Origin of the sequence: Pseudomonas sp. D2002 (assembly GCF_013385735.1) — a bacterium.
In the GTDB taxonomy this organism is placed as follows: Bacteria; Pseudomonadota; Gammaproteobacteria; order Pseudomonadales; family Pseudomonadaceae; genus Aquipseudomonas.
On record NZ_JACAPL010000002.1, the window covers coordinates 172513 to 198077 of the forward strand.

A 25565-nucleotide genomic window follows, 5' to 3' on the forward strand; every position below is an offset into this window, starting at 1 on the left:
TGCCTGCGATGCAGGCAACTCGGTCCATCAGGCATAACCAGTTGATGCCATCGCAGGCAAGCCAGCTCCCACCCTGAATCGGTTATCACCCTGACCCTTGCTTAACGTCAGGGCTTACTCGGCATACGCCCAGGTCATCCGAAACGACGCACCGCCCCACTCCGAATCCAGCACTTCCACTTGTCCGCCATGCCATTGGCTGACCCGCTTGACCAGCGCCAACCCCAAACCAAACCCGCCGGTGCGGCGGTCGCGGCTGGTGTCCAGGCGCAGGAAGGGTTCGAAGATCTTCGCCCGGCCTTCCAGCGGTACGCCAGGCCCGTCGTCATTAACCCGCACTTCGTAACCGCTGCCGAATTTGACCAAGGACACTTCCACACGGCGCTCGGCGTAGCGAATCGCATTGCGCAGCAGGTTGATCACCGCGCGCGCCATAAAGCGTGGCTCGATCTGGATAAAGTCGACCTCACAGGTGCGCAACGACAGCTGCACCCCGGCCGCCTCGGCTTCCAGGGCCACGCTGCCGATCACGCTGTCGAGCCAGCTGTGGGCCTCGATGTTTTCCCGGGTGACCTGGGTGGCGCCGCGCTCCAGGCTGGCGTAGGTCAGCAGTTCGGAGACCATTTCCTCCAGCTCGCCCAGGTCGGCGTACATGTCGGCGATCAGCTCGCGGCTTTGGCGTGGGTCGGACTGTTGCTTGAGTTGGTCCAGTTCGAACGACAAGCGCGCAATCGGCGTACGCAATTCGTGGGACACCGCGTTGGTCAGTTCACGCTGGTTGGCGATCAGGCTTTCGATGCGCTCGGCCATCTGGTTGAAGTGCCCGGCCAGTTCGCGCACGGTGGAGCGGCGCGGCAGCAGAATGCGCGAGGCCAGGTCGTTATCGCCAAAGCGCTGCGCGGCCAGGCGGATATGCTCCAGGTCACGCCAGTGCGGGCGCACCCAGAAATACAGCACGATGGCCAGGCTCACACCGAGGAAGCCGTAGGCCCACAGGTACAGCCATTTGGGCTCTTCCGGCAGTTTGATTTGCAGCAATTGCGGGCCACTATCAATCGTGGTCAGGAACTCCATAAAGTCCCCACGCACGACCAGTTGGCCGTCAGCCAGCAGTTTTTGTTCGCGCTCGTTCAGCGCCAGGGCATCGCTGGGCACCAGTTTCAGGCGCAAGCCGTAATGGGGTTGAAGTTCATCCAGACGCGCTTGCCGCGCCGCGCCTTGCAGGGGCTTCAGTTGCTCCACCAAACCATAGGCCGGGCCACGCAGCGCCTCACGGTTATAGACTTCGTTGGCCTCGGGCAATAACTCGTCGAAGGTGTAGTTGACCAGCCAGATCGCCCCCGCCAAACCCAGCGCCAGGATCACATACAGGCGCAGAAACAGGCGCAGCATCTAAACCTCCCACGCGAACGGGTTGAACAGGTAGCCCTTGCCCCAGATGGTCTTGATGCACACCGGCTCACGCGGGTTGTCATTGAGTTTGCCGCGCAGTTTGCTGATGTACACGTCGACGCTGCGGTTAAGGCCGTCGAAGGCAATACCACGCATGCGATTGAGAATGTCGTCGCGGGAGAGGATTTTCCCCGAGCTGCTGGCCAGCAGCCACAGCAACTCGAACTCCATGGTGGTGAGGTCGATTTTCTCACCGCCCAGGCTGACCACCCGGCAGCTGCGATCAATCGACAGCCGGCCGAACTCCAGCGAGCCGCGTACGGTGGGCTCAGGCACCTGGCGACGTTGCAGCGCACGCAGCCGTGCGAGCAATACCGGCGGTTTGATCGGTTTGATCACGTAGTCATCGGCGCCGGACTCCAGGCCCAGGATGTGGTCCAGGTCGTCCTCCTTGGCCGTCAGAATCACAATGGGCGTGTCAGACACATTACGAATCTCGCGACACACGTGCAGGCCGCTCTGGCCCGGCAACATCAGGTCGAGCACGACGATCTTCGGCTTGAAGTCGAGAAACGCCGCCAGGGCTTCATCACCCCGATGCACCACGCGCACCTCGAAACCGTGCTGCGCCAGAAAGTGCGCGATCAGCCCTGCCAGCTTCTCGTCGTCCTCAACGAGCAAGACCTTGCCCAAACCCAGGTTTTCCATAAATTCTCAGTGTAAGAACGCGGATTGAAGTACCGGCATTATAGGTGGCAAGCTGGCCGGAAACGGTACTGTACAAGAAGGAAAATCCGATGTTCTCCGCGGTTTTTGCACAACTTTCATGTTTTTAAGAGTTTTTTACATTTGCCGCATACTTTTTAACCTGCTTTTTTGCGCGGCGTGCGCGGCCCCTTCTCGCAGCACTGAAACAACCTGCGCGCCGCGAATCATCAAGTAATAAATCAGTCACGCGATGGTGAACTACACTGCGGCATAGTTAAATTTCATTCCTGCAAGAGCCACTTAGCTATGCGTCATACCCAACTCGATACCCGAAGTAAAAGTAACCCAGGGAAAACCCTGCGTAACGTTGCAACCATTGCCGGGCTCGTCGGTATCTTGGCCGGATGCAGTAACGGCGCCGTGCCCAATACCCTGCCTAACAAGGCCAAGTTTATCAACCCGGCCGGGCTTTCCACGCCCACCGGCTATACCCATGTCGTAGAAGCGCCGGTGGGGCGCACGCTGTATATTTCCGGGCAGATCGCGTTCGACAAACAGGGACAACTTGTGGGTCCAGGTGATTTCACCGCCCAGGCTGAACAAGTGTTTGCCAATTTGAAAGTTGCACTGGAGGCCAGTGGCGCAACCTTTAATGATGTGGTCAAGCTGGGCGTCTATGTCACCGATGTGGGGCAACTAAGTGCCTTCCGAACCGTTCGCGATAAATATATCAATCAGAAAAATCCGCCCGCCAGCACACTGGTTGAAGTATCGCAATTTATTCGCAAAGAGTTGCTGTTGGAAATAGATGCAGTGGTGGTAGTGCCTGCTCAACCCGCAACGGCACAGTAGCGCGGTAACCGACTCGCTCAACGCCGGCCTTGAACCGCCGTTGCACTCGCAAAAAAGCCTGTCCACGTTACACTCGCAACGTGGATTCGCGCGTTGGCGCAGAGGACCAAGGGAAATCAAGGAAGGCATTGAACCGCTTTCAGTTGTCGCGGTGGTTACTGGAACGGGAGCAGCATGCGCAAGGACTACCTGGCTTTTTTTATCTCACTGTTCCTGTCGCGGCTGGCGGACCAGATCCTGCTGTTTATCGTGCCGCTGATCGTGTTCCAGACCACCAACAGTGTGTCCTGGGCAGGGCTGGCGTTCTTTGTCGAGTCGCTGCCGCGTTACCTGGCGTTCCCGGTGTGCGGGGCGTTGTGCGACAAGTTTTCGCCGGTGCGCATCCTGCATATCAGCCAGGTGTACCGGGCGCTGGCCTGCGGGGTGGCGGTGGCGTTGTACGGCGTGTTCGACGGCATCTACTGGCTGGTGATCCTGTCGGCGCTGTGCGGCGTGTTGACCACTCAGGGCATCATGGCGCGGGAAGTGGTGATGCCGCATATCTTCAAGTATTACACCTACGCCAAAACCTTGTCCTACTCGCAGATTGCCGACCAGAGCGGCCTGGTGCTGGGGCCGTTGGTGGCGGCGCTGATGCTGGAAGTCTGGGCCTGGCATTGGGTGGTCATCGGGATTGCCGGCTTGTTTGTGCTGGCGGATGTGGCGATGTGGGTCTGGCAGCGCAACACCACGGTGAATCTGCACAGTCATGAGCAGCACCCGGATATCTGGCTGCAACCGCTGCGCATCGCGTTCGGGCATATCCGCAACCTGGTGGAGTTGAAACGGATCATCACCCTGGCGGTGGGTGTGAACCTGATGATTGGCGTGACGCTGGCCACGTCTGCCGCGATGGTCACGGGCCAATACGGCGCCGGCAAGGACACCTATGCCCTGCTGCAGGCGGCGGGTGCGTTGGTGACCATCGGCATTCTGTTTTATCTGGCGCGCGCCACGCTACCGTTGAAGGTGATGGGCGGGCTGTCTTACGCGATGATCGGCGTGGGCGCGTTGATCACCGCCCTGAGCCCCAGTGTGTGGGCGTACAGCGTTGGCTTCCTGCTGGTTACCGGCTTCGACAAGATGTTCAACGTGTACCTGCGCAGCACCCGTCAGCGCGTGATTCCGGTGCAGGACTTCGGCAAAACCGTCGGCGTGATTACCTTGCTCAACAACCTGTCCCAACCCTTGGCAGGCTTGTTGGTGGCCGTATGGGCGGCGCCGCTGGGCACGCAGACGGTGATCCTGCTGCTGGTGGGGCTCACCGCGCTGCTTGGGGTGGCGGTGGCCTCAGGCTGGCACGCCACTGTGAAAGCGGAACTCGATATCGGGTGATTCGATCAGCTCCTGCTCGGTCGCCCTCACCCGCTCGATCACTTGGGCGATGTCTTTGGCGTCGCCGTACTGGTAGGCCAGTTTCAAGTAACCCTGGAAATGCCGGGCCTCGCTTTTGAGCAGACCGAAATAGAACTTGCCGAGTTCTTCGTCCAAATGTGGCACCAGTGCTTCGAAACGCTCACAACTGCGCGCTTCGATAAAAGCCCCGACCACCAGGGTATCCACCAGCTTGACCGGCTCGTGGCTGCGCACCACCTTGCGCAAACCCGACGCATACCGGCCGGCGTGCAGTTGACGCAGTTCGACTTTGCGCTTCTTGATCAGGCGCATGACTTGCTCGTGGTGCACCAGCTCTTCGCGGGCCAGGCGCGACATCATGTTGATCAGGTCAACATGGGCGTGGTACTTGGCGATCAAGCTGAGGGCGGTGCTGGCGGCTTTGAATTCGCAGTTCTTGTGGTCGATCAGCAGGGTTTCCTGATCGGCCAAAGCAGCCTGGACCCAGGCGTCGGGGGTGCGGCAGCCGAGGAATTCGTGGATTTCGGGCAGGTTCATCGGGCTCACGGGCAAAAGGATTACAAAAGGGCGCCGATTATACCGACCCCGCCGCAGACCACCAGCCACTGGCGTTGATGTGCATCAACATGACGTCTGGCGAGCAGCAACTATAGTTGTCCAGAGCGCCTTTTCCCCGTCTCTGGAGATCCGTCCATGCAAGCTATCCGCAGCATCCTGGTGGTCATCGAGCCCGAGCACTCGGAAAGCCTGGCCCTCAAGCGCGCCAAGCTGATCGCCGGGGTCACCGGCGCGCACCTGCACTTGCTGGTCTGCGACAAGAAGCATGAGCACTCGGCGCTGCTGAGCCTGCTCAAGTCCGGCCTGCAGGAAGACGGCTACAGCGTGACCACCGAGCAGGCGTGGAATGACAGCCTGCATGAAACCATTATCGACGTGCAGCAGGCCGAGGGCTGCGGGCTGGTGATCAAGCAGCACTTCGCCGACAGCCCGCTGAAAAAAGCCTTGCTGACCCCCGCCGACTGGAAACTGCTGCGCTACTGCCCGACTCCGGTGCTGCTGGTGAAAACGGCGACGCCGTGGGCCGACAAGGTGGTGCTGGCGGCGATTGACGTGGGCAACAACGACACTGAACACCAGGCACTGCACAACACCATCATTGACCACGGGTTTGAAATAGCCAGCCTGGCCAAGGCGCAATTGCACGTGATCAGCGCGCACCCATCGCCCATGCTGTCGGCGGCCGACCCGACGTTCCAGCTCAAGGAAACCATCGAGGCGCGCTATCGCGAGCAGTGCAAGGCGTTCCAGGCCGAGTTCGACGTGGATGACGCGCGCCTGCATATCGAGGAAGGCCCGGCCGATGTGTTGATCCCGCATGCGGCGCATAAATGGCAGGCGGCGGTGACGATCATCGGCACCGTGGCGCGCACGGGTATTTCGGGGGCGCTGATCGGCAATACGGCGGAAGTGGTACTGGATGCGGTGGAGAGTGATGTGCTGGTGCTCAAGCCGCAGGAATTGATGGATCACTTGGAAGAGCTGGCGACCAAAGCTTGAGACAATGAAGATTAAATGTGGGAGCGGGCTTGCTCGCGAATAGGGTGGCTCAGTCGACATCTGTATCAACTGACAGACCGCATTCGCGAGCAAGCCCGCTCCCACATTTTTGCTTTGTATTGTCAGTCAGCAAACGCATCCCGCAGGAACCCAGGGGCGATATAGCGCTGATAATGCGCCTCGGACAGGATAAAAAACTCGCGGTCAATGGCATCGCGCAGCTCCGGCAATGCCCAATCGCGAAACTCCGGCATCAGCACCATGCCATAAGCCTCCAGATTGGAAATCACCCGCGCCCCCCGGGCAATCAACTGGTAGGCCCAGCAGTACTCGGACTGGTGCGGCACAAAGCGAATTTTGCGCTGCTCCAACTGCCCGCGCAGCATCTTGGGGTCGAAAACCTCCAGTTTGCCGGCCATCACCTGCACCAACAGCTGTTCAAGCCTTAGCCAGACCGCGCGTTTTTCTTCCTCGTTATAGCCATTCCACTGGATCACTTCGTGGTGGAAACGCTTGCAGCCACGGCACACCAGATCGCCGTAAACCGTGGAGCACAGGCCGACGCAGGGGGTCTTGATGGTTTGGTTGGACATGGGCAGCGACACACAAATCAGCGAAACAGTGCGCCATGTTAGCCCTTTGTCTAAGGTTGATCACCCAGCAAACTTGGTTAGGCAACTTACCTTTAGATTTTTTTTGCCGTAGAATCATCCGGCCTTGTAAGGCGCCAATAATCCGCTGGAAGCTGTTTTCAAAGCGTCACGAGCACAGTCGTTCCTTCAGAACGGTGTTGGCGATGGTTATTACCCGGTAGGTAACAGCCAGCGCCAACCCTCATCAGCTCCGTTCTGCAGGCGTAAAACTTTGAAAGCAGCTTCTGTGAGGAATGCCGGCAGCGCTGGCTTTGCGGCCCAAAAAGCCCCCGAGCGCATGCGTGCCGTTCATTTCTGGATGAGCGTCCCGTGGGACCACTGATGAGGGTAATAACTGTGCTTGAAGCCTACCGCAAACATATCGAAGAGCGTGCAGCACTGGGTATCGTTCCCCAGCCGCTTAACGCCGAACAAACCGCAGGCCTGGTTGAGCTGCTGAAAAATCCCCCGGCTGGCGAAGAAGAATTCCTCGTTGACCTGATCACCAACCGCATCCCACCAGGCGTTGACGAAGCTGCCTACGTCAAGGCCGGTTTCCTGTCTGCCCTGGCCAAGGGCGAAGCCACTTCCCCCCTGATCGACAAGAAACGCGCTGTTGAACTGCTCGGCACCATGCAAGGCGGCTACAACATCGTGACCCTGGTCGAGCTGCTGGACGACGCCGAACTGGCGCCCGTCGCTGCCGCCCAACTCAAGCACACCCTGCTGATGTTCGATGCATTCCACGACGTCGCGGAAAAAGCCAGGAACGGCAACGAACACGCTAAAGCCGTGATCCAGTCCTGGGCCGATGGCGAGTGGTTCAAGAACCGCCCGACCCTGGCCGACAAGATCAGCCTGCGCGTGTTCAAGGTCACCGGCGAAACCAACACCGACGACCTGTCCCCTGCCCCGGATGCCTGGTCCCGTCCTGACATCCCGCTGCACGCCCTGGCCATGCTGAAAATGGCGCGCGAAGGCATCGTGCCGGACGAGCAAGGCAAGACCGGCCCGATGAAGCAGATCGAAGAGATGCGCGGCCAAGGCTTCCCGATCGCCTACGTCGGTGACGTGGTCGGCACCGGTTCGTCGCGTAAATCGGCAACCAACTCGGTACTGTGGTTCTTCGGCGATGACGTTCCTTACGTGCCGAACAAGCGCGCAGGCGGCTTCTGCTTCGGCAGCAAGATCGCTCCGATCTTCTACAACACCATGGAAGATGCCGGCGCACTGCCAATCGAATTCGACGTCACCAACATGAACATGGGCGACGTGATCGACCTGTACCCGCATGCTGGCAAAGTCTGCAAACACGGCACCGATGAAGTCCTGACCACCTTCGAAATGAAGACCCCGGTGCTGTTGGACGAAGTTCGCGCCGGCGGCCGTATCCCGCTGATCATCGGCCGTGGCCTGACCGAAAAGGCACGTGCCGAACTCGGCCTGCCGCCTTCGACCCTGTTCAAACTGCCGGAAGCTCCGGCTGAAAGCGACAAGGGCTACACCCTGGCGCAGAAAATGGTCGGTCGCGCCTGCGGTCTGCCAGAAGGCAAAGGCGTTCGTCCTGGCACCTACTGCGAACCGAAGATGACCACCGTGGGCTCCCAGGACACCACCGGTCCTATGACCCGTGATGAACTGAAAGACCTGGCGTGCCTGGGCTTCTCGACCGATCTGGTGATGCAGTCGTTCTGCCACACCGCGGCTTACCCCAAGCCGATCGACGTGACCACCCACCACACCCTGCCTGACTTCATCATGACCCGTGGCGGTGTATCGCTGCGTCCAGGCGACGGCATCATCCACAGCTGGCTGAACCGCATGCTGCTGCCGGACACCGTCGGCACCGGTGGTGACTCCCACACCCGTTTCCCGATGGGCATCTCGTTCCCGGCCGGTTCCGGTCTGGTCGCGTTCGCTGCAGCCACTGGCGTGATGCCACTGGACATGCCGGAATCGATCCTGGTGCGCTTCAAAGGCAAAATGCAACCTGGCATCACCCTGCGTGACCTGGTTCATGCCATTCCTTACTACGCGATCCAGGCTGGCCTGCTGACCGTAGAGAAGAAAGGCAAGAAGAACGCCTTCTCCGGCCGCATCCTGGAAATCGAAGGCCTGAACGACCTGACGCTGGAGCAAGCGTTCGAGCTGTCCGACGCCTCGGCTGAACGTTCGGCTGCCGGTTGCACCATCAAGCTGTCGAAAGATTCGGTCACCGAATACCTGAACTCCAACATTACCCTGCTGCGCTGGATGATCGGCGAAGGCTACGGCGATGCACGCACCCTGGAACGTCGCGCCCAAGCGATGGAAGCCTGGGTTGCCAACCCGGAACTGATGGAAGCCGATGCCGACGCGGAATACGCCGAAATCATCGAAATCGACCTGGCCGAAATCAACGAGCCGATCCTCTGCGCACCAAACGACCCGGACGACGCCCGTCTGTTGTCCAGCGTTGCCGGTGAGAAGATCGACGAAGTGTTCATCGGTTCGTGCATGACCAACATCGGTCACTTCCGCGCTGCCGGCAAGTTGCTGGAACAGGTCAAGGGTCAGCTGCCAACCCGTCTGTGGCTGTCGCCGCCGACCAAGATGGACGCTCACCAACTGACCGAAGAAGGCTACTACGGCATCTACGGCAAGGCTGGCGCGCGCATGGAAATGCCGGGCTGCTCGCTGTGCATGGGTAACCAGGCACGTGTAGAGCCGAACTCGACCGTTGTGTCGACGTCGACCCGTAACTTCCCGAACCGTCTGGGTGACGGCGCCAACGTCTACCTGGCGTCGGCTGAGCTGGCAGCTGTGGCTTCCACGCTGGGTCGCCTGCCGACCGTCGAAGAGTACATGGGTTACGCAGCGAAACTGGACACCATGGCCAGTGACGTTTACCGCTACCTGAACTTCGACCAGATCGCCGAGTTCCGCAAAATCGCAGCAAGCGCCAACATCCCGGTGATTCAAGCCTAAGGTGTGTTGATGTAAAGGACGCCGCGTATCGAGAGATACGCGGCGTTTTTTATGCCTGGAATACAAACCCCTGTGGGAGCTGGCTTGCCTGCGATAGCTGTGCATCAGTTGATGCATCTTTGACTGACCTACCGCTATCGCAGGCAAGCCAGCTCCCACAGTTGATGCTTTGTACATTCAGGACGGGTGCCGCAGTGCCAACTGCACAGCACCATCAACGCTCAAGCCGCTGAGCAAGACCTGTGGCGCAAGCGCCTCCGGCAAGGCTTGCAGCACTTCCAACGCGTCATGCCGCACGCGCGCCAGCACCAAGCGCTTGCCCTCCCCGCGCACCTGCGCGAAAAACGCCGCCAGCGCCTCGATACTGGTGCCATCCAGATCCGGAGATTCTTCCAGGCTCAGCACCACCGCCTCCACCGCCTCCACCGGCGATTGGCGCATCAGGCGCAACGCTGCGCCAAGAATGCGTTCGGCGTTCGCAAAAAACAGCGCCTCGCTGGGCCGCACGATCAGCAGGCCCGGCACTTGCACCGCATCAGCGTGGTGTTGACGATCGACAAAGTCATGGCTGTCAGCCAAGCGCCCCAGCACCTGGATATCAGCCGCCGACATCTGGCGCAGCATCAGCACCACGCTGATCGCTACCGACACCAGCAAGCCATCCAGCACGCCCAGCACCAGCACTGCAGCCACGGCACAGATCACCAGCAGACGATCGCGCCGCCAGAGAAAATAACGCCCCAGCGGCTGCAGGCTCAAACCACGGCCCAGCGCGTAGATGACGATGGCGGCAAGCACCGGTTCCGGGGTCAGTGCGACATAGGGCAGTACCGTCAGCACGATCACCAGCACCACCAGCGCGGCGACGATTCCGGCCAGGCGTGAACCGGCACCGGCGGCCTCATTGGCCGAGGTTGCGGAATAGCCGGCACCGGCCGGCATACCGTGAAACAGCCCGGAGATCAGGTTGGCCGCACCCAGCGCAAGCAGGTCGCGGTTGGATGACACACGGTCGCCGTGCTTCAGCGCGAACGAACTGATAGAGCCGTAGGACTCCGCATACAGGATCATCACCAAGGCAAACGCCAACTCACCCAGGCGCAGCCAATCGGCGAATGGCAGCACCGGCAAATGCCCGAATTCCAAGCGCAAATCGATCAGACCGATCAACGCCACACCGTGTGCCTGTAAATCCAGGTACTGCCCGGCAACAATGCCCAGGATCACCACCAGCAGCCCGCCCGGCAGGCGCGGAATACGCGCGCACAACCACAACACTATCAACGCAGCCGCCGCGACCATCGCAGCTGGCCAGTTCCAACGGGGCAGCTGCTCTATCAGTTGCGGCAGAAAGCGGACCAGGTTGTTGTCGGTCAGGTGCACACCGACCACGCTGGCCAGCTGCTTGAGGATGATGGTCAGCGCCAGGCCGAAGGCAAACCCGCGCAACACCGGTTTAGCGATAAACGAAGTGACACCGCCAAGCTTGAACAGCCCGGCCAGCAGGAACAGCACCCCGGTGATCAACACCAACCCGAACGCCAGGGCCAGCCTCAGCGCCGGGTCACCGCCCGCGAGGCTGGCGGTGGCGGCAGCCAATACTGCTGCCGAAGACGAGGTGGCCGAGACAATTGCAAAGCGGCTGGTGCCGAACAGGCCGTAACACACCAGCCCGGCAAACAGCGCAATCACCCCGGCCTGGGGCGGCAGCGCGGCGATACTGGAATAAGCCACGGCCTCCGGCAGCAGCAAACCGGCAATGGATAACCCGGCGAGTAGGTCCTGGGTGCAATTGGGAGGCGTGGCAACTGGGTCAGCGGTTTCAGTTTTCAATCGTCCCGACCCATCCCGGCAAATAACGCGCTTCCTGGCTGCGCGCCAAGCCCATGGCCTTGCTCAACAGCTTGGCGTTCGGTTGGCTGACCACGTCGCTGCCGATGCGGGTGCGAAAAAAGTCGGCCCACAGAAACTCGCTGAACGGCGTCGCGTCCTTGGCGTAGCCACCCGCCATACGCAACAGGCCCGCCAGGCTGCGATACGGGTCGTCCTGCAGGTCGGTAATCTTGCGCGGAATGGCTTCGTAGGTCCGACGCAGGCCACGCGCGTCGTAAGGATGCACCCACTGATTGAACGCCATGACATTCCAGAAGGTGCTGCGCTCCACAAATGACAAGTCCTTGAGCATCAGCAACGAAACACTCTTGACCTCTTCCAGCAGCAGCGCCAGGCCGAAATGGTGGTGATCGGTGATGTAATAACGCTCGTCCGGCCCCAGCACGCAAGGAAACCAGTGCTTGTCGAGCGCGGCGGCGCGCTCCTTGCGTTTGAGCCTGGTCCAGGCTTCGCGCTTGGTGGCCACTTCAGCCATGCCGACGGTCAATTGCGTCGGGTGCAGCTTTTCCAGTTTGCAGGTGATCAGTTGCGGGCGCGGCCGTGCCATGAATCTCTCCACAGGAAATGACTATGCCGACAGCTTAGCCCTCATTGCCTGCCCAGGGTCGAGACTCGGCAAGTTTTCCAGGCGCAAAAAAAAGCCGATTCGCGCAGTGCGCGAATCGGCCTTGGGGTGTGCAGCTTGGTGTCAGGACAGCAGCGAGTAAATCAGCGCGGTAATCGCGACCAGACCGACTGCGGTGACAAACACGTTGGACGCCTGCCCACGGTACTTGGCCATGGCCGGCACCTTGCGGATCGCGTACATCGGCATCAGGAACAGGATCGACGCGATGATCGGGCCGCCCAGGGTCTCGATCATGCCGAGGATGCTCGGGTTCAGCGTGGCGACGATCCAGCACACCACCAGCATGAAGGCGGCGGTCATGCGGTCCAGGGACTTGGCAGCCGGGCGGCGACCGGTCTTGAGCACCAGACCTTTGAGACCCTCGCTGGCGCCGATGTAGTGGCCCAGGAACGACTTGGCAATCGCCACAAACGCAATCAACGGCGCGGCGAAGGCGATGGTCGGGTTGTCGAAGTGGTTGGCCAGGTACGACAGGATCGACAGGTTCTGCGCTTTCGCCTCGGCCAGTTGCGCCGGCGACAGCGTCAGCACGCAGCTGAACACGAAGAACAGCACCATCACCACCATCAGCAAGTGCGCGCGCGACAGGATCTGCGAGCTGCGCTCATCGGCGTGCGCGCCGTACTGACGCTTCTGGTCCACCGCGAAGGCCGAGATGATCGGCGAATGGTTGAACGAGAACACCATCACCGGAATCGCCAGCCACAGCGTGTTAAGCAGCGCCGAGGGCGCCGGCACCTCGCTGGCGGTGCTGAGAATGCCACCGGTCCAGTGTGGGATCAGGTACACGGCGAGGAACAACAACGCGACGATAAACGGATACACCATCAGGCTCATGGCCTTGACGATCACTTGCTCACCGCAACGCACCACGGCCAACAGGCCCAGGATCAGCACAAACGCCAGGATCGCGCGTGGCGGCGGCATGATGTGCAGTTGGTGCTCCATGAAGCTGCTGACCGTGTTGGTCAGTGCCACGCTGTAGATCAGCAGGATCGGGAAGATCGCGAAGAAGTACAACAAGGTGATCAGTGCACCGGCCTTGAGGCCGAAATGTTCTTCGACCACGTCGGTGATGTCGGAGCCTTCACGCCCGGACAGTACGAAACGGGTCAGGCCACGGTGGGCAAAGAACGTCATCGGGAATGCCAGCAGCGCCAGGATCACCAGCGGCCAGAAGCCCCCAAGGCCCGCGTTGATCGGCAAAAACAAAGTACCGGCGCCGATGGCGGTGCCGAACAGGCCGAGCATCCAGGTGGTGTCCTGGCGGCTCCAGCTTGTGAGGGTTGCAGGTGTCGTTGCATAGCGTTCGTCGACGCTATTGGCCTGATCATTCATCCGGTCGGATCTCCGCATTTCCATGGCCGGGACGAGTCAGAAAAACCTGACAGGCAGCGCCCCGACCATAACAAGCGCGCGATTGTCCGGGATTCTCTTGAATAAGCAAAGACTTAGCTGAGGAACGGTGGTGCGGCGAAGGTGCTTGAGTGCGGCCGCAGGCGGCGGTTTTAGAGGGCTGCGCACATGGAATGCATGCCCAAACAATCTATTTTTGACCGCAGCCCAGGCTCGCGCTGACGCTGCGCGCCCTGGCGCCTTCACGATCATCACGCACCCAAACTTAAAGAGAATTCTCACAAAAGAAAAAGATGAAACCTGCATCTAAATTATTTTTTCACAGCAACAACGTAATAACTGTTACAGGAATATACCCAGCCATTGAGCAACCGACAGGCGTCAAACTAACATCCTTCGTCGCACCGCTCACAAAAACAATAACGACGCCCTCACTTAACGCCTCAGGAGTTCGAAAATGCGAACACATACGCTTGTTTTTTCCGGCCTACTGCTTATAAGTTCATTAAGCCCGTTTGCAAGTTACGCCAAACAGCCTATATCCGACCCTAATGCCCTGGGCTCTTCTCCTCAATGGTTGACCACCAAGGTTTATATAGAGGGCGCGCCGGAACAGGACGTCAAGGCCAGCTACCCCGGCGTGGTGGGGATATCAATGTGGGACCCGCAGCGTAACCGCTACGAGTTTTTTTACACCGACACCGGGCAATCAAAATATGCCGACGGCGGTGGCGGTTACTTCCTGGTCAGCGGCGACAGAAAGACCCATGTTCTGATACCTGACAAGGGACCGAACAGAACAATTGTCCGACGCCTGGAAAAGCTTGATAACCGCGAGTTCACTTACTCGCGCGAAGTGCCTCGCGACATGGTAGCCACCAACCCTCCCGTTCGAATTTACGTGGTGCACGCCCCGTACAATGGCCCGATCAAGACGGCCATGTCGAACTAGCCAACTATTCAAAGCCCTATAACTGTCACTCGCCCACATTTCAATAATAACCAGTGAGTTACCAACATGAATATAAGCACCCGCATCAAATCGTGGTATATCCCTGCACTGCTGGCGGCCACCTTGCTACCAGGCGTTGCCATTGCACAGACCACTCCCGCCCAGCCCGCCCACACCAATGCCGCTACGTCCGACAATGCAGTCATGTTGACCGTTTTCCTTAAACACGATCAGTCACGACCGCTCAGCGCGCTGAAAGCACAACTTGCCCAGCAGGAATTTCACAAGGTGTTCCCTCCTGCCGGCGTGGAAGTGGTCAGTTGGAATATAACCATGGGCATTGGGCAGGTGATCGTCCTGCGCCTGCCTGCGCGGCGCCTGGCAGAAGTTAATCTTGCGATCGAAAACACCGCCTGGGGTGTTTACACAACAGAATTCTTTCCCACGTACGACTTCATGCCCATCGCACAGGCGGAACAAACCAAGGCACGCCAGGCTGGCGCTGCGCAGTAATGATGGCCAGGCGGCTGGACGATTACACTGTGCAGCCGCGATGGAACTGACACGGGAGGCAATTTATAGGCGCCGGCTTTGGCTGAATAATACATTCCCTGGCAAATCTATTTTAGAATCGACCTGATTCCTGTACGTTGAGGCTGTGCCCGCCTTTTTTTCTGAGAGCCCCGCCATGCCTCGCGTTTCCCGCAAACAAGCCGAACTCAACCGTGAAATCATCGTCGAGGCGGCCACGCACCTGTTTCGTGAGCGCGGGCTGCACGGCATCAGCCTGTCGGATGTGATGGCCGCCGCTGGCCTGACCCACGGCGGTTTTTACGGGCACTTTGCGTCCAAGGAAGCCTTGGCCACCGAGGCTAGCCAGAAGGCATTCGAGCAATCCAACCAGGGCTGGCAGGAGAAACTCGAGCGCTGTGAAGACCCGCACTCCGCCCGCGAAGCCATCCTGCGTCACTATTTTTCAGCCAACCACCGCGACAATCCTGGCGACGGCTGCCCCATATCCGCCTTCACCCCGGACATGTGCCATGAGCCCGCCGACACGCCGCTGCACCACACCTTTATCGCTGGGGTTGAACAGTCATTGGAGATCTTCGCCCAGCTTCAGGATGACGACCGCCAGGCCATGCTGGCCAAGTACGCGATGATGATCGGCGCCGTCACGTTGGCGCGTGCGACACGCGGCAGCAGCTTGTCAGACGAATTCCTGGAAGCCGCGCGAAACACCCTGCTGCCCGAGAAGAAATCGGATGCAAGCGTTGACAGCCGTGCGCCCAGCCCAGCATGATCGGGGCATGAACCTTATTCAGCTGCACCTCACCCGCACCACCACCACGACCGCTAATGGCGGGTCGTACGGTTGCTGTGGGTGCTTGAACTAAACACACCCGGATTCAACCCAAGGCCCCGCCCGCAATGGACGGGGCCTTTTTTATGGCTCCGCCACCTGGCCACTGCAAGGAGCAAGACCATGGCAAATGCCCTGCTGATCATCGATATGCAAATAGGTTTATACGATGGCCCGGAAAAACCCTTTGAACGCGAACGCGTGCTGGCGACCATCAACCAACTGATTCAGCGCGCCCGCGCGGTCAACGCGCCGATCTTCGTCGCCCGCCACACGGGTCCGGCGGGCTCGCCGATCGAGGCTGGCAGCCCGCTCTGGCAGCTATGGCCCGGCCTGGCTGTCGACGCAGCCCGTGACCACCTGTTCAATAAAACCCGCCCCAGCTGCTTTTTCGGCACTGACCTCGCCCAGCAACTGGCGGCGGCGCAGGTCGATGAACTGGTGATTGTGGGGATGAAAACCCAGTTCTGCATCGACACTACTTGCCGCGTCGCCGTGGAACTGGGGTTTTCGGTGATCTTGCCGGAGGACGGCCATACCTGCATGGACACCCCGGCGTTGTCGGCCGCGGCGATCATCGAGCATCACAATGCGACCCTGGCGGGGGCGTTTGTGAAGCGGGTCAAGGCGATGGATGTCTGGAGCAGCTGCGATCAGGCATCCAACTAAACAGCCGAAGCACCAATGTTTGCATTGCGCAGTTCGCCTTTTATGGCGTCCTGCGCAATATCGAGTTTTTCGACCAGCTCAGCGGTTTCGTGGGCGGTCAGCGCAAGAACAGGCTGGTCCCAGTCGTAATCCTTGATGACAATGATGCGAAATCCGCCTGCGGCATCGAATTCCGGATACCAACCCACATCAAGTAATAGCCCCCCAGCGAACTCGACCTGGAGCATGTCTTCTTTCAGCAGACCGATTTGCTTCGCCACCGCCACATCCTGCAAGAGCGACAGGTCATCATGGGTGACTGTGCCACCGATAAAGTTGAGCGGGATCAATTTGTTAACCTCCTGAATTCCTGTTCAGAAATCGGATGACCGTGAATAACACCGGCACTCAACTCAATGCGAACCCAGCAACTGAGCTTGCCATGACTGGCGCCTATGCAGTGTGGAAATTCCATCACTTTCCAAGGTTTTCCATTAGTGGTGGGCTTTCCATTTTTATAGACTTCCCTTTCAAGCATTTCAACAGCGATGCCGGGTCTGTACTTGGCAGGCCCGACAAGCGTACCGGCGATAACAGTCCTCCAAGGTATCAGCGTCGAAGGGCTATGTTTGTAACCATGCGGCGTCCAATCAATCTCATCGTGTGTGGCAGCAACAAGCATCCATGTCGTCTCTGCGGAAGGGAAAGTCGACAAAGTCTGGCGCAGTAAATCACCACTGGATGAGCGGTCGGAAAATTCAGAATAGCCTTACGAAAGAAGAAATTTTTCCACCTCAACAAAACGTTCCGTCGTACAAATCCCGCATACTCACCCTTCAAACCCTTCAGGAAGAGCCTTCCGATGTCCACCACCGTCCTGGTCCTGGTTGAAACCATCAACGAATACCTGCAAATCATCGAGAGCAATGACTTTCATGTGATTCTGGCTCCGACACCGGCCGAACGCGCCCAGGCGATCAAAGCCCACGGTGGGCAGATCAAGGCCGTGCTGACCCGCGGCCCGCTGGGGCTGTATGCCGAGGAAATCGCCGCGCTGCCGTTGCTGGAGATCATCTGCGTGATCGGCGCAGGTTACGAACATGTGGACCTGCAGGCGGCCGCCAACCGTGGCATCGTCGTCACCAACGGCGCCGGGGTGAATGCGCCGTCCGTGGCCGACCACGCCATGGCGTTGCTGCTGTCGTTGGTACGCGGCATTCCTCAGACTGACGCGGCCGTGCGCCGCAGCGAATGGCCGAAGGTGATGCGCCCTTCCCTGGGCGGCAAGCAACTTGGCATTCTCGGTCTCGGCGCGGTGGGCATGGAGATCGCCAAGCGCGCCGCCCTCGGTTTCGGCATGGAGGTGAGCTATCACAACCGCCAGCCCCGCGATGATGTGGATTACACCTATTGCGCAACGGCGGTGGAACTGGCGCGCAATTCGGACTTCCTGATCCTGGCGACGCCTGGCGGCGCGAGCACCCGCCACCTGATCGATCGCCACGCCCTGGATGCGCTGGGCCCGAACGGCTATCTGGTGAACATCGGCCGTGGCAGCGTGGTGGTCACCGCCGACCTGGTGGCCGCGCTGGAGCAACGGCGCATTGGCGGCGCGGCGCTGGATGTGTTCGACGATGAGCCCAAAGTGCCGGACGCCCTCAAGCGCCTGAGCAATACCGTGCTCACCTCCCACGTGGCCGGCCTGTCGCCGGAAGCTGCCCACGACACCGTGCAGCGCGTGGCCGACAACCTGGTTGAATACTTTGCCGGCCGCCCCGTGCTGACCCCGGTGAACCTGCCGCCACGCAACTAGTAGCGAATAGCCAGCGCCAACCTGAAACCTGGCTACACTGCTTGGCGGGGATGCTCAGGACGCCGGTGCATGACCGGCGAAGGAACGCAGAATGTTTGGCCATGGACGCGGCCCGGCCCGCCAACGCGGGGCCATCGGCTTGATGGGCGCGGTAACCCTTGGGGTCGCGCTGTTATTTCTGTTGTTGGTGGTCGACAGCGGTCGCCTGTACCTGGAAAAGCGCAAGTTGCAGCGTGTGGCCGACACCGCCGCGCTGGAAGCGGTGAGCCGCAGCGGCAAGTGCGTGGCGCCCAACAACAATGCCGCACAATTTGCGACCGAAAGTGCGGCGCGCAACAACTTCAAGGTCGACGCCAATCGCACGCTCGCCATTGCCTGCGGCACCCTGACCACCGGCGCCGACTTTATGCGCACCTTCAGCCCTGACCCCGCCAAAGCCGACGCCATCCGGGTGATCGCCACCCACCGGGTGCACACCAGCATCGCCCACGGCCTGCTCACGCTGTTCTCGGCCCAGCCCGTCAACCTCACCACACTCCTCAGCGCCACCGCCGTGGCCTCGACACCCGCCCCTACGGTGGCGTCACTCACCATTCGCAGCACGTTGTTGACCGTGGACAGCACCAAGTCTGCAGCCCTCAACGCGTTGATCGGTGGTTTGCTCGGCGGCAAGTTGAAACTCGACGCGGTCGGTTGGAACGGCTTGATCAATACCGATATCAGCCTGCTCAAGTACCTGGATGCCTTGGCCATCCAGCTGAATGTCAGCGCGGGCAACTACGACCAGTTGCTCAAGACCGACGCCACCGTTGGCCAACTGATCCAGGCCGCCATTGACGTGCTCAAGCTCGGCGGCGACGCGGTCAAGGTGGTGATCAATAACCTCGAAGCCATCAAGTTGATCGCGCCGGGAACGCAGATCCTGCACCTGGGCGACTTGATCAATATCCAGAACGGCACGGACAAGAGTGCGCTGGATGTCGACCTGCAACTGTTCAACCTGATCCAGGGCTTTGTGCAGCTGTCGAACAAGGCCAGCGCGCTGGCGGTCGAGCTGCCGGTGGACGTGCTGGGCCTGATCGGTGTCACCGTCACCACCAAAGTGATCGAGCCCGCGCAGTTGTCCAGCATTGGCAACCCGAAGGACATCGACAAGCAGCCCATCTTTGTCCGTACCGCTCAAGTGCGCACACTGATTTCGGTAAAGTTGCCGATCGTCACGGTGGTCAATAGCGTGCTCGGGGGCCTGGTGGATACCTTGAATGTTGTGCTCGGCGGCCTGCTCGGCTTACTCGACCCCAATTGTTGTTTGGTCACCAGCCTTGAAATCGGTGACAAGCTCGACATTGCCCTGGAAGCCGCCGGCGGCAGCGCCAAGGTCACTGGCTACAGCTGCGACGGCGATAAAAAGTCCTTGTCGGTGCTCGGCGAAACCGCTGCCTTGCGCGCGATGATTGGCCAGGTTGATCCGCAGAACTTGTTTTCATCCAAAGAACAACTCAACGTCGACGAGTACCCGGTGGTCGATATCGGCACCAAAACCTGCAAGCGCGGCACCGGCGTGTGCAGCGACAGGCAGGCGTTTGCAGCGGGCGGCCTGGGCATCCGCGTCGACAGCAAAGTGCTGAAAACCGAGCGTGCGCACACCTACACCGCCCCGCCCGCAATTAATCAGCCACCCAGCTATTTTCAGTTCGCCGCCTCGAATGTGGTCAGCAGCCTCAAAGAGACCCTCACCGGCATCCAACTGATCAACCACCCACCCAAAATGGCCAGCCTGCTCGGCGCTGTGCTGGGTCTGGTCACCGGCCTGCTCAACGGCTTGCTTTCAACCCTGGGCGGGTTGATCGCCGGGGTGCTGGGCCCGCTGCTCGACCCCATCGTCAACAACCTGCTCGCCGGCCTTGGCATTGACCTGGCAAAAGTCGAAATCGGTGCCAACCTGTCCTGCAACCCCGGTGGCCGGGCCATGCTGGTGATTTGAGCACATCATGCCCGCTGATCATCGGCCAACACGCTAACCTATTAAGCCGCCCCGACCTTGTCGCTGGGCGGCGGTGCGCATTAGATTAGCCAATAGTCCAAGGCCTTTAGAATAAGCAGAAGGGATAAGCATGGCGCTTAACGACCAATCGACCCAGACTCGCCCAGGCGAAGAACTTGATGCCGGCCTCATCGATCCCTACCTCAAGGCCCATATTCCGGGCCTGAGCGGCACGGTCAAGATCAGCCAGTTCCCCGGCGGCGCGTCCAACCTGACTTACCTGCTGGAATACCCCGGCCAGGAGTTCGTACTGCGCCGCCCGCCGTTCGGTCACAAGGCCAAGTCCGCCCATGACATGGGCCGTGAGTACCGCATTCTCAACCAGCTCAAAGACGGTTTTCCGTATTGCCCCAAGGCCTACGTGCATTGCACCGACGAGTCAGTGATCGGCGCCGAGTTCTATGTGATGGAGCGGGTCAACGGCATCATCCTGCGTTCCGACCTGCCACCCGAGCTGGGCCTGGACGCGGCCAAGACCGAGGTGCTGTGCAAAAGCTTTATCGACAAGTTCGTCGAGCTGCACCAGGTGGATTACGCCGCGTGCGGCCTGGCCGACCTGGGCAAACCCGAAGGCTATGTAGAGCGCCAGATTCGTGGCTGGAGCGACCGCTACGAAAAAGCCCTGACCCCCGACGCCCCCAGCTGGGAGGCCGTGCGCGCCTGGCTCAATGACAAAATGCCGGCCGACCACCCGACCTCCAGCATCGTGCACAACGACTACCGCTTCGACAACGTGATCCTCGACCCCCACAACCCGATGCAAATCATCGGCGTGCTGGATTGGGAGCTGACCACCCTGGGCGACCCGCTGATGGATTTGGGCAACACCCTCGCCTACTGGATCGAAGCCGCCGACCCGGCGCCAGTGCAACTGATGCGCCGCCAGCCGAGCAATGCCCCCGGCATGCTCACGCGCCGCCAGTTCGTGGATTACTACGCCGAACGCTCGGGCCTCCAGATCGACAATTTCGATTTCTACTACACCTATGGCCTGTTCCGCCTGGCCGGCATCGTGCAGCAGATCTACTACCGCTTCTTCCATGGCCAGACCCAGGACAAACGCTTTGCGCAGTTCATCCAGATGAACAAGCTGCTGGAGCAGATGAGCCTGAACGTGATCGGCAAATCCACCCTTTAAGGAGTTGTTATGTCCAAGACCCACCTGTTCGACCTCGACGGCAAAATTGCTTTTGTCTCCGGCGCCAGCCGCGGTATCGGTGAAGCCATCGCCAAGTTGCTGGCCCAGCAAGGTGCGCACGTGATCGTGTCGAGCCGCAAGCTCGAAGGCTGCCAGCACGTTGCTGACGCAATCATCGCCGACGGCGGCAAAGCCACGGCGGTGGCCTGCCACATTGGTGAGATGGAGCAAATCACCCAGGTGTTTGCCGGTATCCGTGAACAGTTCGGGCGCCTGGATATCCTGGTCAACAACGCCGCGACCAACCCGCAATTCTGCAACGTGCTGGACACCGACCTCGGCGCCTTCCAGAAGACCGTCGACGTGAATATTCGCGGCTACTTCTTTATGTCGGTGGAAGCCGGCAAGTTGATGCGCGATAACGGCGGCGGCAGCATCATCAACGTGGCGTCGATCAACGGCATTTCCCCCGGCGTGTTCCAGGGCATCTACTCGGTGACCAAAGCCGCCGTGATCAACATGACCAAGGTGTTCGCCAAGGAATGCGCGGCGTTCGGCATTCGCTGCAATGCCCTGCTGCCGGGCCTGACCGACACCAAGTTCGCCTCGGCGCTGGTGAAGAACGACTCGATCCTGAAGATGGCCCTGGCGCAGATCCCGCTCAAGCGCGTGGCCGACCCGAGCGAAATGGCCGGCGCGGTGCTGTTCCTGGCCAGCGACGCTTCCAGCTACACCACCGGCGTGTCGTTGAATGTCGACGGCGGCTTCCTGTCCTGATCACGCATTCGGCGGTTGCTGGCGAAAGCTCACCGCCAGGCGGTTCCAGCCACTGATGCTGGACACCGCCATGGTCAGGTCGACCAACTCCTGCTCGCTGAACTCCACGCGTGTCGCCGCGTAGAGTTCATCCGAGACGCTGGACGTCGGCAGCCTTGCCACCGACTCGCTCCAGGCCAATGCGGCCCTCTCCCGCGCGGTAAAAAACGGCGAATCACGCCACACACACAGGGCAAACAAGCGTCGTTCGCTCTCGCCGCGCTGGCGCGCCGCCATTGAATGCATGTCGGTGCAAAACCCGCAGTGGTTAAGCTGCGAGACGCGGATCTTGATCAATTCCAACAGCGGTTTTTCGATGGACAGGTCAAAGGTCGCCGCCTCCAGCATCAACATGCCTTTCAGCGCTTGCGGTGAGGCGGTGTAGTAATCCAGACGGGGTTCCATGGGCGGCTCTCGGGCGGGGCAAGTCATCCTGCGCAAGCGTAGAGCCCGCAGCCCATAAGCCCTATAGCCAATCCGGCGATTTATGCGCAGACCATTTTGAGCCCGCCGCGCCAGCGAGTAGTCTGGGTGCAGAGCGAATGCCTTGGGATGAAACATGGAACTGCACGTGGTGATCAACGGCCGCAAGGACCTGGCCGAACAGTTGTACCGCCAGCTGCGCGAGGCGATTGCGTCCGGGCGCCTGGCGGCGGGTGCGCAACTGCCGCCCAGCCGCTTGTTGGCCGAACAGATCGGCGTATCGCGCAAAACCGTGTCCGATACCTACGCCACCCTGACCTACGAAGGCCTGCTGGTGGGCAAGACCGGCCGTGGCACTTTCGTCAATGCGCATGCGGTGCAGACCGAGCGCATCCAAACCGCCGCCGACCTGGCCTGCGCCGCCAACCTGAGCAAATGGGCGGCGCTGCCCTCGCCCATGCGCCACCCCACGCGCGACAGCACATTGCGTTATGAATTTATCGGCGGCGCCACCACGCGCAATCAATTCCCCCAGGATGAATGGCGGCGCTGCACCCAGGATGCGTTGCGCCGCATTGCCCGCGACAGCGGCTTTTACAGCCAGCCCGAAGGCTTGCCGGCACTGCGCGAGGCCATCGCCGGGCACATCGCGTTTTCCCGCGGAGTGAAATGCCGCGCCGATGACATCGTGGTCACCAATGGCGCGCAACAGGCGCTGGACCTGATCGCCCGCGTGGTGCTGGAACCGGGCATCACCGTCGCCATGGAAGACCCCGGCTACAGCTCGGCGCGCCAGTTGTTCATGGCCATGGGCGCCCACGTTGCCGGGGTGCCGGTCGACGCGCAGGGCATTCAGGTCGACCAGATCCCGGAGGGCACGCGGCTGATCTACGTCACGCCGTCCCACCAGTTCCCGCTCGGCATGCCCATGAGCCTGGCACGCCGCGAAGCCTTGCTGGCACGTGCGTTCGAGCTGGGGGCAATCATTATCGAGGACGACTACGACAGCGAATTCCGCTATGAAGGCCGCCCCACCGACTCACTGCAAAGCATGGACAGCCGTGGCCTGGTCACCTATGTCGGGACCTTCTCGAAAACCCTGCTGCCGGAGTTGCGCCTGGGCTACGCGGTGCTGCCACCGGCGATTTACCCGGCGGTGATCAAGGCCAAGCAACTGACCGACCAGCACAGTTCCACACTGCCGCAATGGGCGCTGGCCAAGTTCATCAGCGAAGGCTACCTGCTCAAGCATATTCGCCGCTGCCATACGGTGTACGCCGGGCGCCGCGAGCGCATCCTGCAACGGCTGGCGGGTGATCTGTCGCCGTGGTTCGACGCCGTGCCTACCGAAGCGGGGTTTCATATGGCCGCGCTGTGCAAGGTGCCGGTGAACATCCCATTGCTGATGGAGTTGGCACGGCGGGTTGAAGTGGGCTTGTACCCGGTGGATGTGTTCTTCCATGACACGCCCGCGCGGCACGGCTTGATCATCGGCTTCGGCGCCATCGAGCTGCTGGACATCGACCCGGCCCTGGACCGGGTGCGCGATATTCTCCAGCAGATTGGCTAGCGGGTTTTCCGCAGGATTGGTCATTGGTCCAGGGCTGCCTGCGGCGTAGGGTGAAGAGGTCTCGAACTTCTCGGAAACCTCATCATGAAACGATTGCTCGCTGCCTCCCTGATGCTCGCCTCGCTCAGCGCCTTCGCCCACGAGCCGGTGTACAACCAGGAATCGATCAAGGTGCTGCAAGAACACGCCTTGACCAACGTGCCCGGTAAGAAAACCATCATGCTCACGGTCGATTACGCGCCGGGCCAGGCCACCGTGCCGCACAGCCATACCGGCACGGCCGTGGCGTATGTGCTGGAGGGCGAAATTACATCGCGGGTCAATGATGAAAAAGCGATCACCTACAAGGTCGGTGAATCGTTCTATGAACCGGCCGGTTCGCGGCACTTCGAATCGAGCAATGCCAGCCAGACCAAGCCGGCCAAGCTGCTGGTGGTGATGGTGCTGGATGACAAGGCTGAGGTGCTGACGCCGCTTAAACAATAATTCGCCACACCGCTGAACAAATGTGGGAGCGGGCTTGCTCGCGAAGGCGATGTGTCAGTCACCGAATGCATCGACTGAAAAACCGTATTCGCGAGCAAGCCCGCTCCCACATTTTGATCTCGGTGTGCTTGGGGTTCAGGGGCGTTTGAATTGTCGGCGAAGGTCTTCGATTTGCGCCCGGCAAGCACAGCCTTCCAAGTGATCGTTAACCATGCCCATCGCCTGCATCAACGCATACAGGGTGGTCGGGCCGACAAAGGTCCAGCCGCGTTTTTTCAAGGCTTTGGATAAACGCAGCGACGCTGGCGACGTCGGGTTGCCGGTCCAGTAAGCCCAGTCCACCACAGCCGGGCGCTCCTCCTCGGCTGGCTCAAACGCCCATAGCCAACGCGCCAGCGAGCCGGTTTCGTCCACCAGCTCACAGGCCCTGCGGGCATTGTTGATCGTCGACACAATCTTCGCGCGGTTACGCACAATACCGGGGTCATTCATCAGGCGCTCAATATCGGCCTCGCCGTACTGCGCCACGCGGCGAAAATCAAAGCCTTCGAACGCCGCCCGAAACTGCTCGCGCTTGCGCAGGATGGTGATCCACGCCATGCCCGCCTGAAACCCCTCCAGGCAAATCTTCTCGTACAGCTGGACATCGTCGGCTACCGGCACGCCCCACTCGTGGTCGTGGTAACGCGGGTACTCCGCCGCCGCTGTGCGCCAGGTGCAGTGGGTCAGCCCTGTTTCGTCCGTGGTCAGCCCTGGTTTGTCCATCCGTCACCTCACGTATCAAGGCGCGGATGATAAGCGAATTTTTTTCCAGCCCGCCAACCGCTCAAGCATCACGCTTGCCGACCAACTGGTCAGACCGGGACCTGTCAACCGTCGAATATTTACTTGTGGTTTCGAAAAAACCCGGCGTAGACTGGCCGCGCACTGGA

General features: G+C 60.3%; 25 protein-coding genes. 14 read left to right on the plus strand and 11 right to left on the minus strand.

Annotated features, from left to right (window positions below; all coding sequences use genetic code 11):
* Positions 1-114 precede the first annotated feature (114 nt).
* Complete coding sequence (locus HX783_RS01150; RefSeq protein WP_159956062.1) at positions 115-1392, minus strand: ATP-binding protein; 1278 nt, start codon at positions 1390-1392, stop codon at positions 115-117.
* A complete protein-coding gene (locus HX783_RS01155; RefSeq protein ID WP_159956060.1) occupies positions 1393-2100 on the minus strand; it encodes a response regulator in 708 nt (235 codons plus the stop codon).
* A 306-nt stretch (positions 2101-2406) separates the two neighbouring features.
* Here HX783_RS01155 and HX783_RS01160 point away from each other — a divergent pair, with 306 nt between their 5' ends.
* Together HX783_RS01160 and HX783_RS01165 are read left to right on the plus strand one after the other, a co-directional pair.
* Positions 2407-2952: a RidA family protein gene (locus tag HX783_RS01160; RefSeq protein ID WP_159956058.1), complete on the plus strand. Its 546-nt coding sequence runs from the start codon at positions 2407-2409 to the stop codon at positions 2950-2952.
* A gap of 174 nt (positions 2953-3126) precedes the next feature.
* Entirely contained in the window at positions 3127-4326 is a 1200-nt protein-coding gene (locus HX783_RS01165) for an MFS transporter (protein ID WP_177015641.1), read from the plus strand.
* On the opposite strand, the gene HX783_RS01170 is transcribed toward HX783_RS01165, so the two are convergent.
* Positions 4282-4884 (minus strand): tRNA-(ms[2]io[6]A)-hydroxylase, encoded by a 603-nt coding sequence (locus HX783_RS01170; protein WP_159956054.1) that lies wholly within the window; start codon positions 4882-4884, stop codon positions 4282-4284. The two genes, HX783_RS01165 and HX783_RS01170, sit on opposite strands and share 45 nt — an antisense overlap.
* Positions 4885-5040: 156 nt before the next feature.
* On the opposite strand from HX783_RS01170, the gene HX783_RS01175 reads away from it, so the two are divergent.
* Positions 5041-5904 carry a universal stress protein gene (locus HX783_RS01175; protein ID WP_159956052.1) on the plus strand — a complete coding sequence of 288 codons (864 nt, stop codon included), beginning with the start codon at positions 5041-5043 and terminating at the stop codon, positions 5902-5904.
* A 122-nt stretch (positions 5905-6026) separates the two neighbouring features.
* On the opposite strand, the gene HX783_RS01180 is transcribed toward HX783_RS01175, so the two are convergent.
* Positions 6027-6497 (minus strand): DUF1289 domain-containing protein, encoded by a 471-nt coding sequence (locus HX783_RS01180; protein WP_159956050.1) that lies wholly within the window; start codon positions 6495-6497, stop codon positions 6027-6029.
* 396 nt (positions 6498-6893) lie between these two features.
* Here HX783_RS01180 and acnB point away from each other — a divergent pair, with 396 nt between their 5' ends.
* Positions 6894-9503 (plus strand): bifunctional aconitate hydratase 2/2-methylisocitrate dehydratase, encoded by a 2610-nt coding sequence (gene acnB, locus HX783_RS01185; RefSeq protein ID WP_177015948.1) that lies wholly within the window; start codon positions 6894-6896, stop codon positions 9501-9503.
* Between the two features lie 177 nt (positions 9504-9680).
* Here the strand turns inward: acnB and HX783_RS01190 are convergent, their stop codons facing one another.
* From HX783_RS01190 to HX783_RS01200, 3 genes are all read right to left on the minus strand, one after another.
* Positions 9681-11336, minus strand: coding sequence for a SulP family inorganic anion transporter (locus HX783_RS01190; protein WP_177015642.1), 1656 nt, complete (start codon positions 11334-11336; stop codon positions 9681-9683).
* Complete coding sequence (locus HX783_RS01195; RefSeq protein ID WP_177015643.1) at positions 11326-11943, minus strand: ParB-like protein; 618 nt, start codon at positions 11941-11943, stop codon at positions 11326-11328. Before HX783_RS01195 ends, HX783_RS01190 begins: the two co-directional genes overlap by 11 nt.
* A 141-nt stretch (positions 11944-12084) precedes the next feature.
* Complete coding sequence (locus HX783_RS01200) at positions 12085-13362, minus strand: serine/threonine transporter (protein WP_159956041.1); 1278 nt, start codon at positions 13360-13362, stop codon at positions 12085-12087.
* A 475-nt stretch (positions 13363-13837) separates the two neighbouring features.
* Here HX783_RS01200 and HX783_RS01205 point away from each other — a divergent pair, with 475 nt between their 5' ends.
* The 4 genes from HX783_RS01205 to HX783_RS01220 all read left to right on the plus strand — a co-directional run bounded on the left by HX783_RS01205 (position 13838) and on the right by HX783_RS01220 (position 16364).
* Positions 13838-14332: a DUF4822 domain-containing protein gene (locus HX783_RS01205; protein ID WP_177015644.1), complete on the plus strand. Its 495-nt coding sequence runs from the start codon at positions 13838-13840 to the stop codon at positions 14330-14332.
* A 66-nt stretch (positions 14333-14398) separates the two neighbouring features.
* Complete coding sequence (locus HX783_RS01210) at positions 14399-14845, plus strand: hypothetical protein (RefSeq protein ID WP_177015645.1); 447 nt, start codon at positions 14399-14401, stop codon at positions 14843-14845.
* A gap of 175 nt (positions 14846-15020) precedes the next feature.
* Positions 15021-15635, plus strand: coding sequence for a TetR/AcrR family transcriptional regulator (locus HX783_RS01215; RefSeq protein ID WP_177015646.1), 615 nt, complete (start codon positions 15021-15023; stop codon positions 15633-15635).
* A 183-nt stretch (positions 15636-15818) separates the two neighbouring features.
* Positions 15819-16364 carry a cysteine hydrolase family protein gene (locus HX783_RS01220; RefSeq protein WP_177015647.1) on the plus strand — a complete coding sequence of 182 codons (546 nt, stop codon included), beginning with the start codon at positions 15819-15821 and terminating at the stop codon, positions 16362-16364.
* Here HX783_RS01220 and HX783_RS01225 read toward each other — a convergent pair.
* Together HX783_RS01225 and HX783_RS01230 are read right to left on the minus strand one after the other, a co-directional pair.
* Positions 16361-16693 carry a hypothetical protein gene (locus tag HX783_RS01225; RefSeq protein WP_177015648.1) on the minus strand — a complete coding sequence of 111 codons (333 nt, stop codon included), beginning with the start codon at positions 16691-16693 and terminating at the stop codon, positions 16361-16363. The two genes, HX783_RS01220 and HX783_RS01225, sit on opposite strands and share 4 nt — an antisense overlap.
* Complete coding sequence (locus HX783_RS01230; protein WP_177015649.1) at positions 16690-17025, minus strand: hypothetical protein; 336 nt, start codon at positions 17023-17025, stop codon at positions 16690-16692. Before HX783_RS01230 ends, HX783_RS01225 begins: the two co-directional genes overlap by 4 nt.
* A 180-nt stretch (positions 17026-17205) precedes the next feature.
* On the opposite strand from HX783_RS01230, the gene HX783_RS01235 reads away from it, so the two are divergent.
* The 4 genes from HX783_RS01235 (at position 17206) to HX783_RS01250 (ending at position 22115) form a co-directional block, all read left to right on the plus strand.
* Complete coding sequence (locus tag HX783_RS01235; protein ID WP_159956029.1) at positions 17206-18156, plus strand: 2-hydroxyacid dehydrogenase; 951 nt, start codon at positions 17206-17208, stop codon at positions 18154-18156.
* A gap of 91 nt (positions 18157-18247) precedes the next feature.
* Positions 18248-20140, plus strand: a complete 1893-nt coding sequence (locus HX783_RS01240) for a pilus assembly protein TadG-related protein (protein WP_177015650.1) — start codon at positions 18248-18250, stop codon at positions 20138-20140.
* A 130-nt stretch (positions 20141-20270) separates the two neighbouring features.
* Positions 20271-21338 (plus strand): phosphotransferase family protein, encoded by a 1068-nt coding sequence (locus HX783_RS01245; protein WP_177015651.1) that lies wholly within the window; start codon positions 20271-20273, stop codon positions 21336-21338.
* A 9-nt stretch (positions 21339-21347) separates the two neighbouring features.
* A complete protein-coding gene (locus tag HX783_RS01250) occupies positions 21348-22115 on the plus strand; it encodes an SDR family oxidoreductase (RefSeq protein ID WP_169366933.1) in 768 nt (255 codons plus the stop codon).
* Here the strand turns inward: HX783_RS01250 and HX783_RS01255 are convergent, their stop codons facing one another.
* Positions 22116-22559 carry a carboxymuconolactone decarboxylase family protein gene (locus tag HX783_RS01255; RefSeq protein ID WP_177015652.1) on the minus strand — a complete coding sequence of 148 codons (444 nt, stop codon included), beginning with the start codon at positions 22557-22559 and terminating at the stop codon, positions 22116-22118.
* Positions 22560-22713: 154 nt separating this feature from the next.
* On the opposite strand from HX783_RS01255, the gene HX783_RS01260 reads away from it, so the two are divergent.
* Both HX783_RS01260 and HX783_RS01265 read left to right on the plus strand, forming a co-directional pair.
* Entirely contained in the window at positions 22714-24147 is a 1434-nt protein-coding gene (locus HX783_RS01260) for a PLP-dependent aminotransferase family protein (RefSeq protein WP_177015653.1), read from the plus strand.
* 84 nt (positions 24148-24231) lie between these two features.
* Entirely contained in the window at positions 24232-24633 is a 402-nt protein-coding gene (locus HX783_RS01265; RefSeq protein ID WP_177015654.1) for a cupin domain-containing protein, read from the plus strand.
* Positions 24634-24768: 135 nt separating this feature from the next.
* Here the strand turns inward: HX783_RS01265 and HX783_RS01270 are convergent, their stop codons facing one another.
* Positions 24769-25398, minus strand: coding sequence for a DNA-3-methyladenine glycosylase I (locus tag HX783_RS01270; protein ID WP_177015655.1), 630 nt, complete (start codon positions 25396-25398; stop codon positions 24769-24771).
* Between the last annotated feature and the right edge of the window lie 167 nt (positions 25399-25565).

What these genes read in the sequence shown, in the direction of transcription:
- HX783_RS01245 (WP_177015651.1), top strand. Translation starts at nt 20,271, where the DNA reads ATGGCGCTTAACGACCAATCGACCCAGACTCGCCCAGGCGAAGAACTT.
- HX783_RS01195 (WP_177015643.1), bottom strand. Translation starts at nt 11,943, where the DNA reads ATGGCACGGCCGCGCCCGCAACTGATCACCTGCAAACTGGAAAAGCTG.
- HX783_RS01235 (WP_159956029.1), top strand. Translation starts at nt 17,206, where the DNA reads ATGTCCACCACCGTCCTGGTCCTGGTTGAAACCATCAACGAATACCTG.
- HX783_RS01210 (WP_177015645.1), top strand. Translation starts at nt 14,399, where the DNA reads ATGAATATAAGCACCCGCATCAAATCGTGGTATATCCCTGCACTGCTG.
- HX783_RS01255 (WP_177015652.1), bottom strand. Translation starts at nt 22,559, where the DNA reads ATGGAACCCCGTCTGGATTACTACACCGCCTCACCGCAAGCGCTGAAA.
- HX783_RS01270 (WP_177015655.1), bottom strand. Translation starts at nt 25,398, where the DNA reads ATGGACAAACCAGGGCTGACCACGGACGAAACAGGGCTGACCCACTGC.
- HX783_RS01165 (WP_177015641.1), top strand. Translation starts at nt 3,127, where the DNA reads ATGCGCAAGGACTACCTGGCTTTTTTTATCTCACTGTTCCTGTCGCGG.
- HX783_RS01250 (WP_169366933.1), top strand. Translation starts at nt 21,348, where the DNA reads ATGTCCAAGACCCACCTGTTCGACCTCGACGGCAAAATTGCTTTTGTC.
- HX783_RS01200 (WP_159956041.1), bottom strand. Translation starts at nt 13,362, where the DNA reads ATGAATGATCAGGCCAATAGCGTCGACGAACGCTATGCAACGACACCT.
- HX783_RS01230 (WP_177015649.1), bottom strand. Translation starts at nt 17,025, where the DNA reads ATGCTTGTTGCTGCCACACACGATGAGATTGATTGGACGCCGCATGGT.
- HX783_RS01155 (WP_159956060.1), bottom strand. Translation starts at nt 2,100, where the DNA reads ATGGAAAACCTGGGTTTGGGCAAGGTCTTGCTCGTTGAGGACGACGAG.
- HX783_RS01170 (WP_159956054.1), bottom strand. Translation starts at nt 4,884, where the DNA reads ATGAACCTGCCCGAAATCCACGAATTCCTCGGCTGCCGCACCCCCGAC.
- HX783_RS01265 (WP_177015654.1), top strand. Translation starts at nt 24,232, where the DNA reads ATGAAACGATTGCTCGCTGCCTCCCTGATGCTCGCCTCGCTCAGCGCC.
- HX783_RS01205 (WP_177015644.1), top strand. Translation starts at nt 13,838, where the DNA reads ATGCGAACACATACGCTTGTTTTTTCCGGCCTACTGCTTATAAGTTCA.
- HX783_RS01240 (WP_177015650.1), top strand. Translation starts at nt 18,248, where the DNA reads ATGTTTGGCCATGGACGCGGCCCGGCCCGCCAACGCGGGGCCATCGGC.
- HX783_RS01260 (WP_177015653.1), top strand. Translation starts at nt 22,714, where the DNA reads ATGGAACTGCACGTGGTGATCAACGGCCGCAAGGACCTGGCCGAACAG.
- HX783_RS01160 (WP_159956058.1), top strand. Translation starts at nt 2,407, where the DNA reads ATGCGTCATACCCAACTCGATACCCGAAGTAAAAGTAACCCAGGGAAA.
- HX783_RS01215 (WP_177015646.1), top strand. Translation starts at nt 15,021, where the DNA reads ATGCCTCGCGTTTCCCGCAAACAAGCCGAACTCAACCGTGAAATCATC.
- HX783_RS01180 (WP_159956050.1), bottom strand. Translation starts at nt 6,497, where the DNA reads ATGTCCAACCAAACCATCAAGACCCCCTGCGTCGGCCTGTGCTCCACG.
- HX783_RS01220 (WP_177015647.1), top strand. Translation starts at nt 15,819, where the DNA reads ATGGCAAATGCCCTGCTGATCATCGATATGCAAATAGGTTTATACGAT.
- HX783_RS01175 (WP_159956052.1), top strand. Translation starts at nt 5,041, where the DNA reads ATGCAAGCTATCCGCAGCATCCTGGTGGTCATCGAGCCCGAGCACTCG.
- HX783_RS01150 (WP_159956062.1), bottom strand. Translation starts at nt 1,392, where the DNA reads ATGCTGCGCCTGTTTCTGCGCCTGTATGTGATCCTGGCGCTGGGTTTG.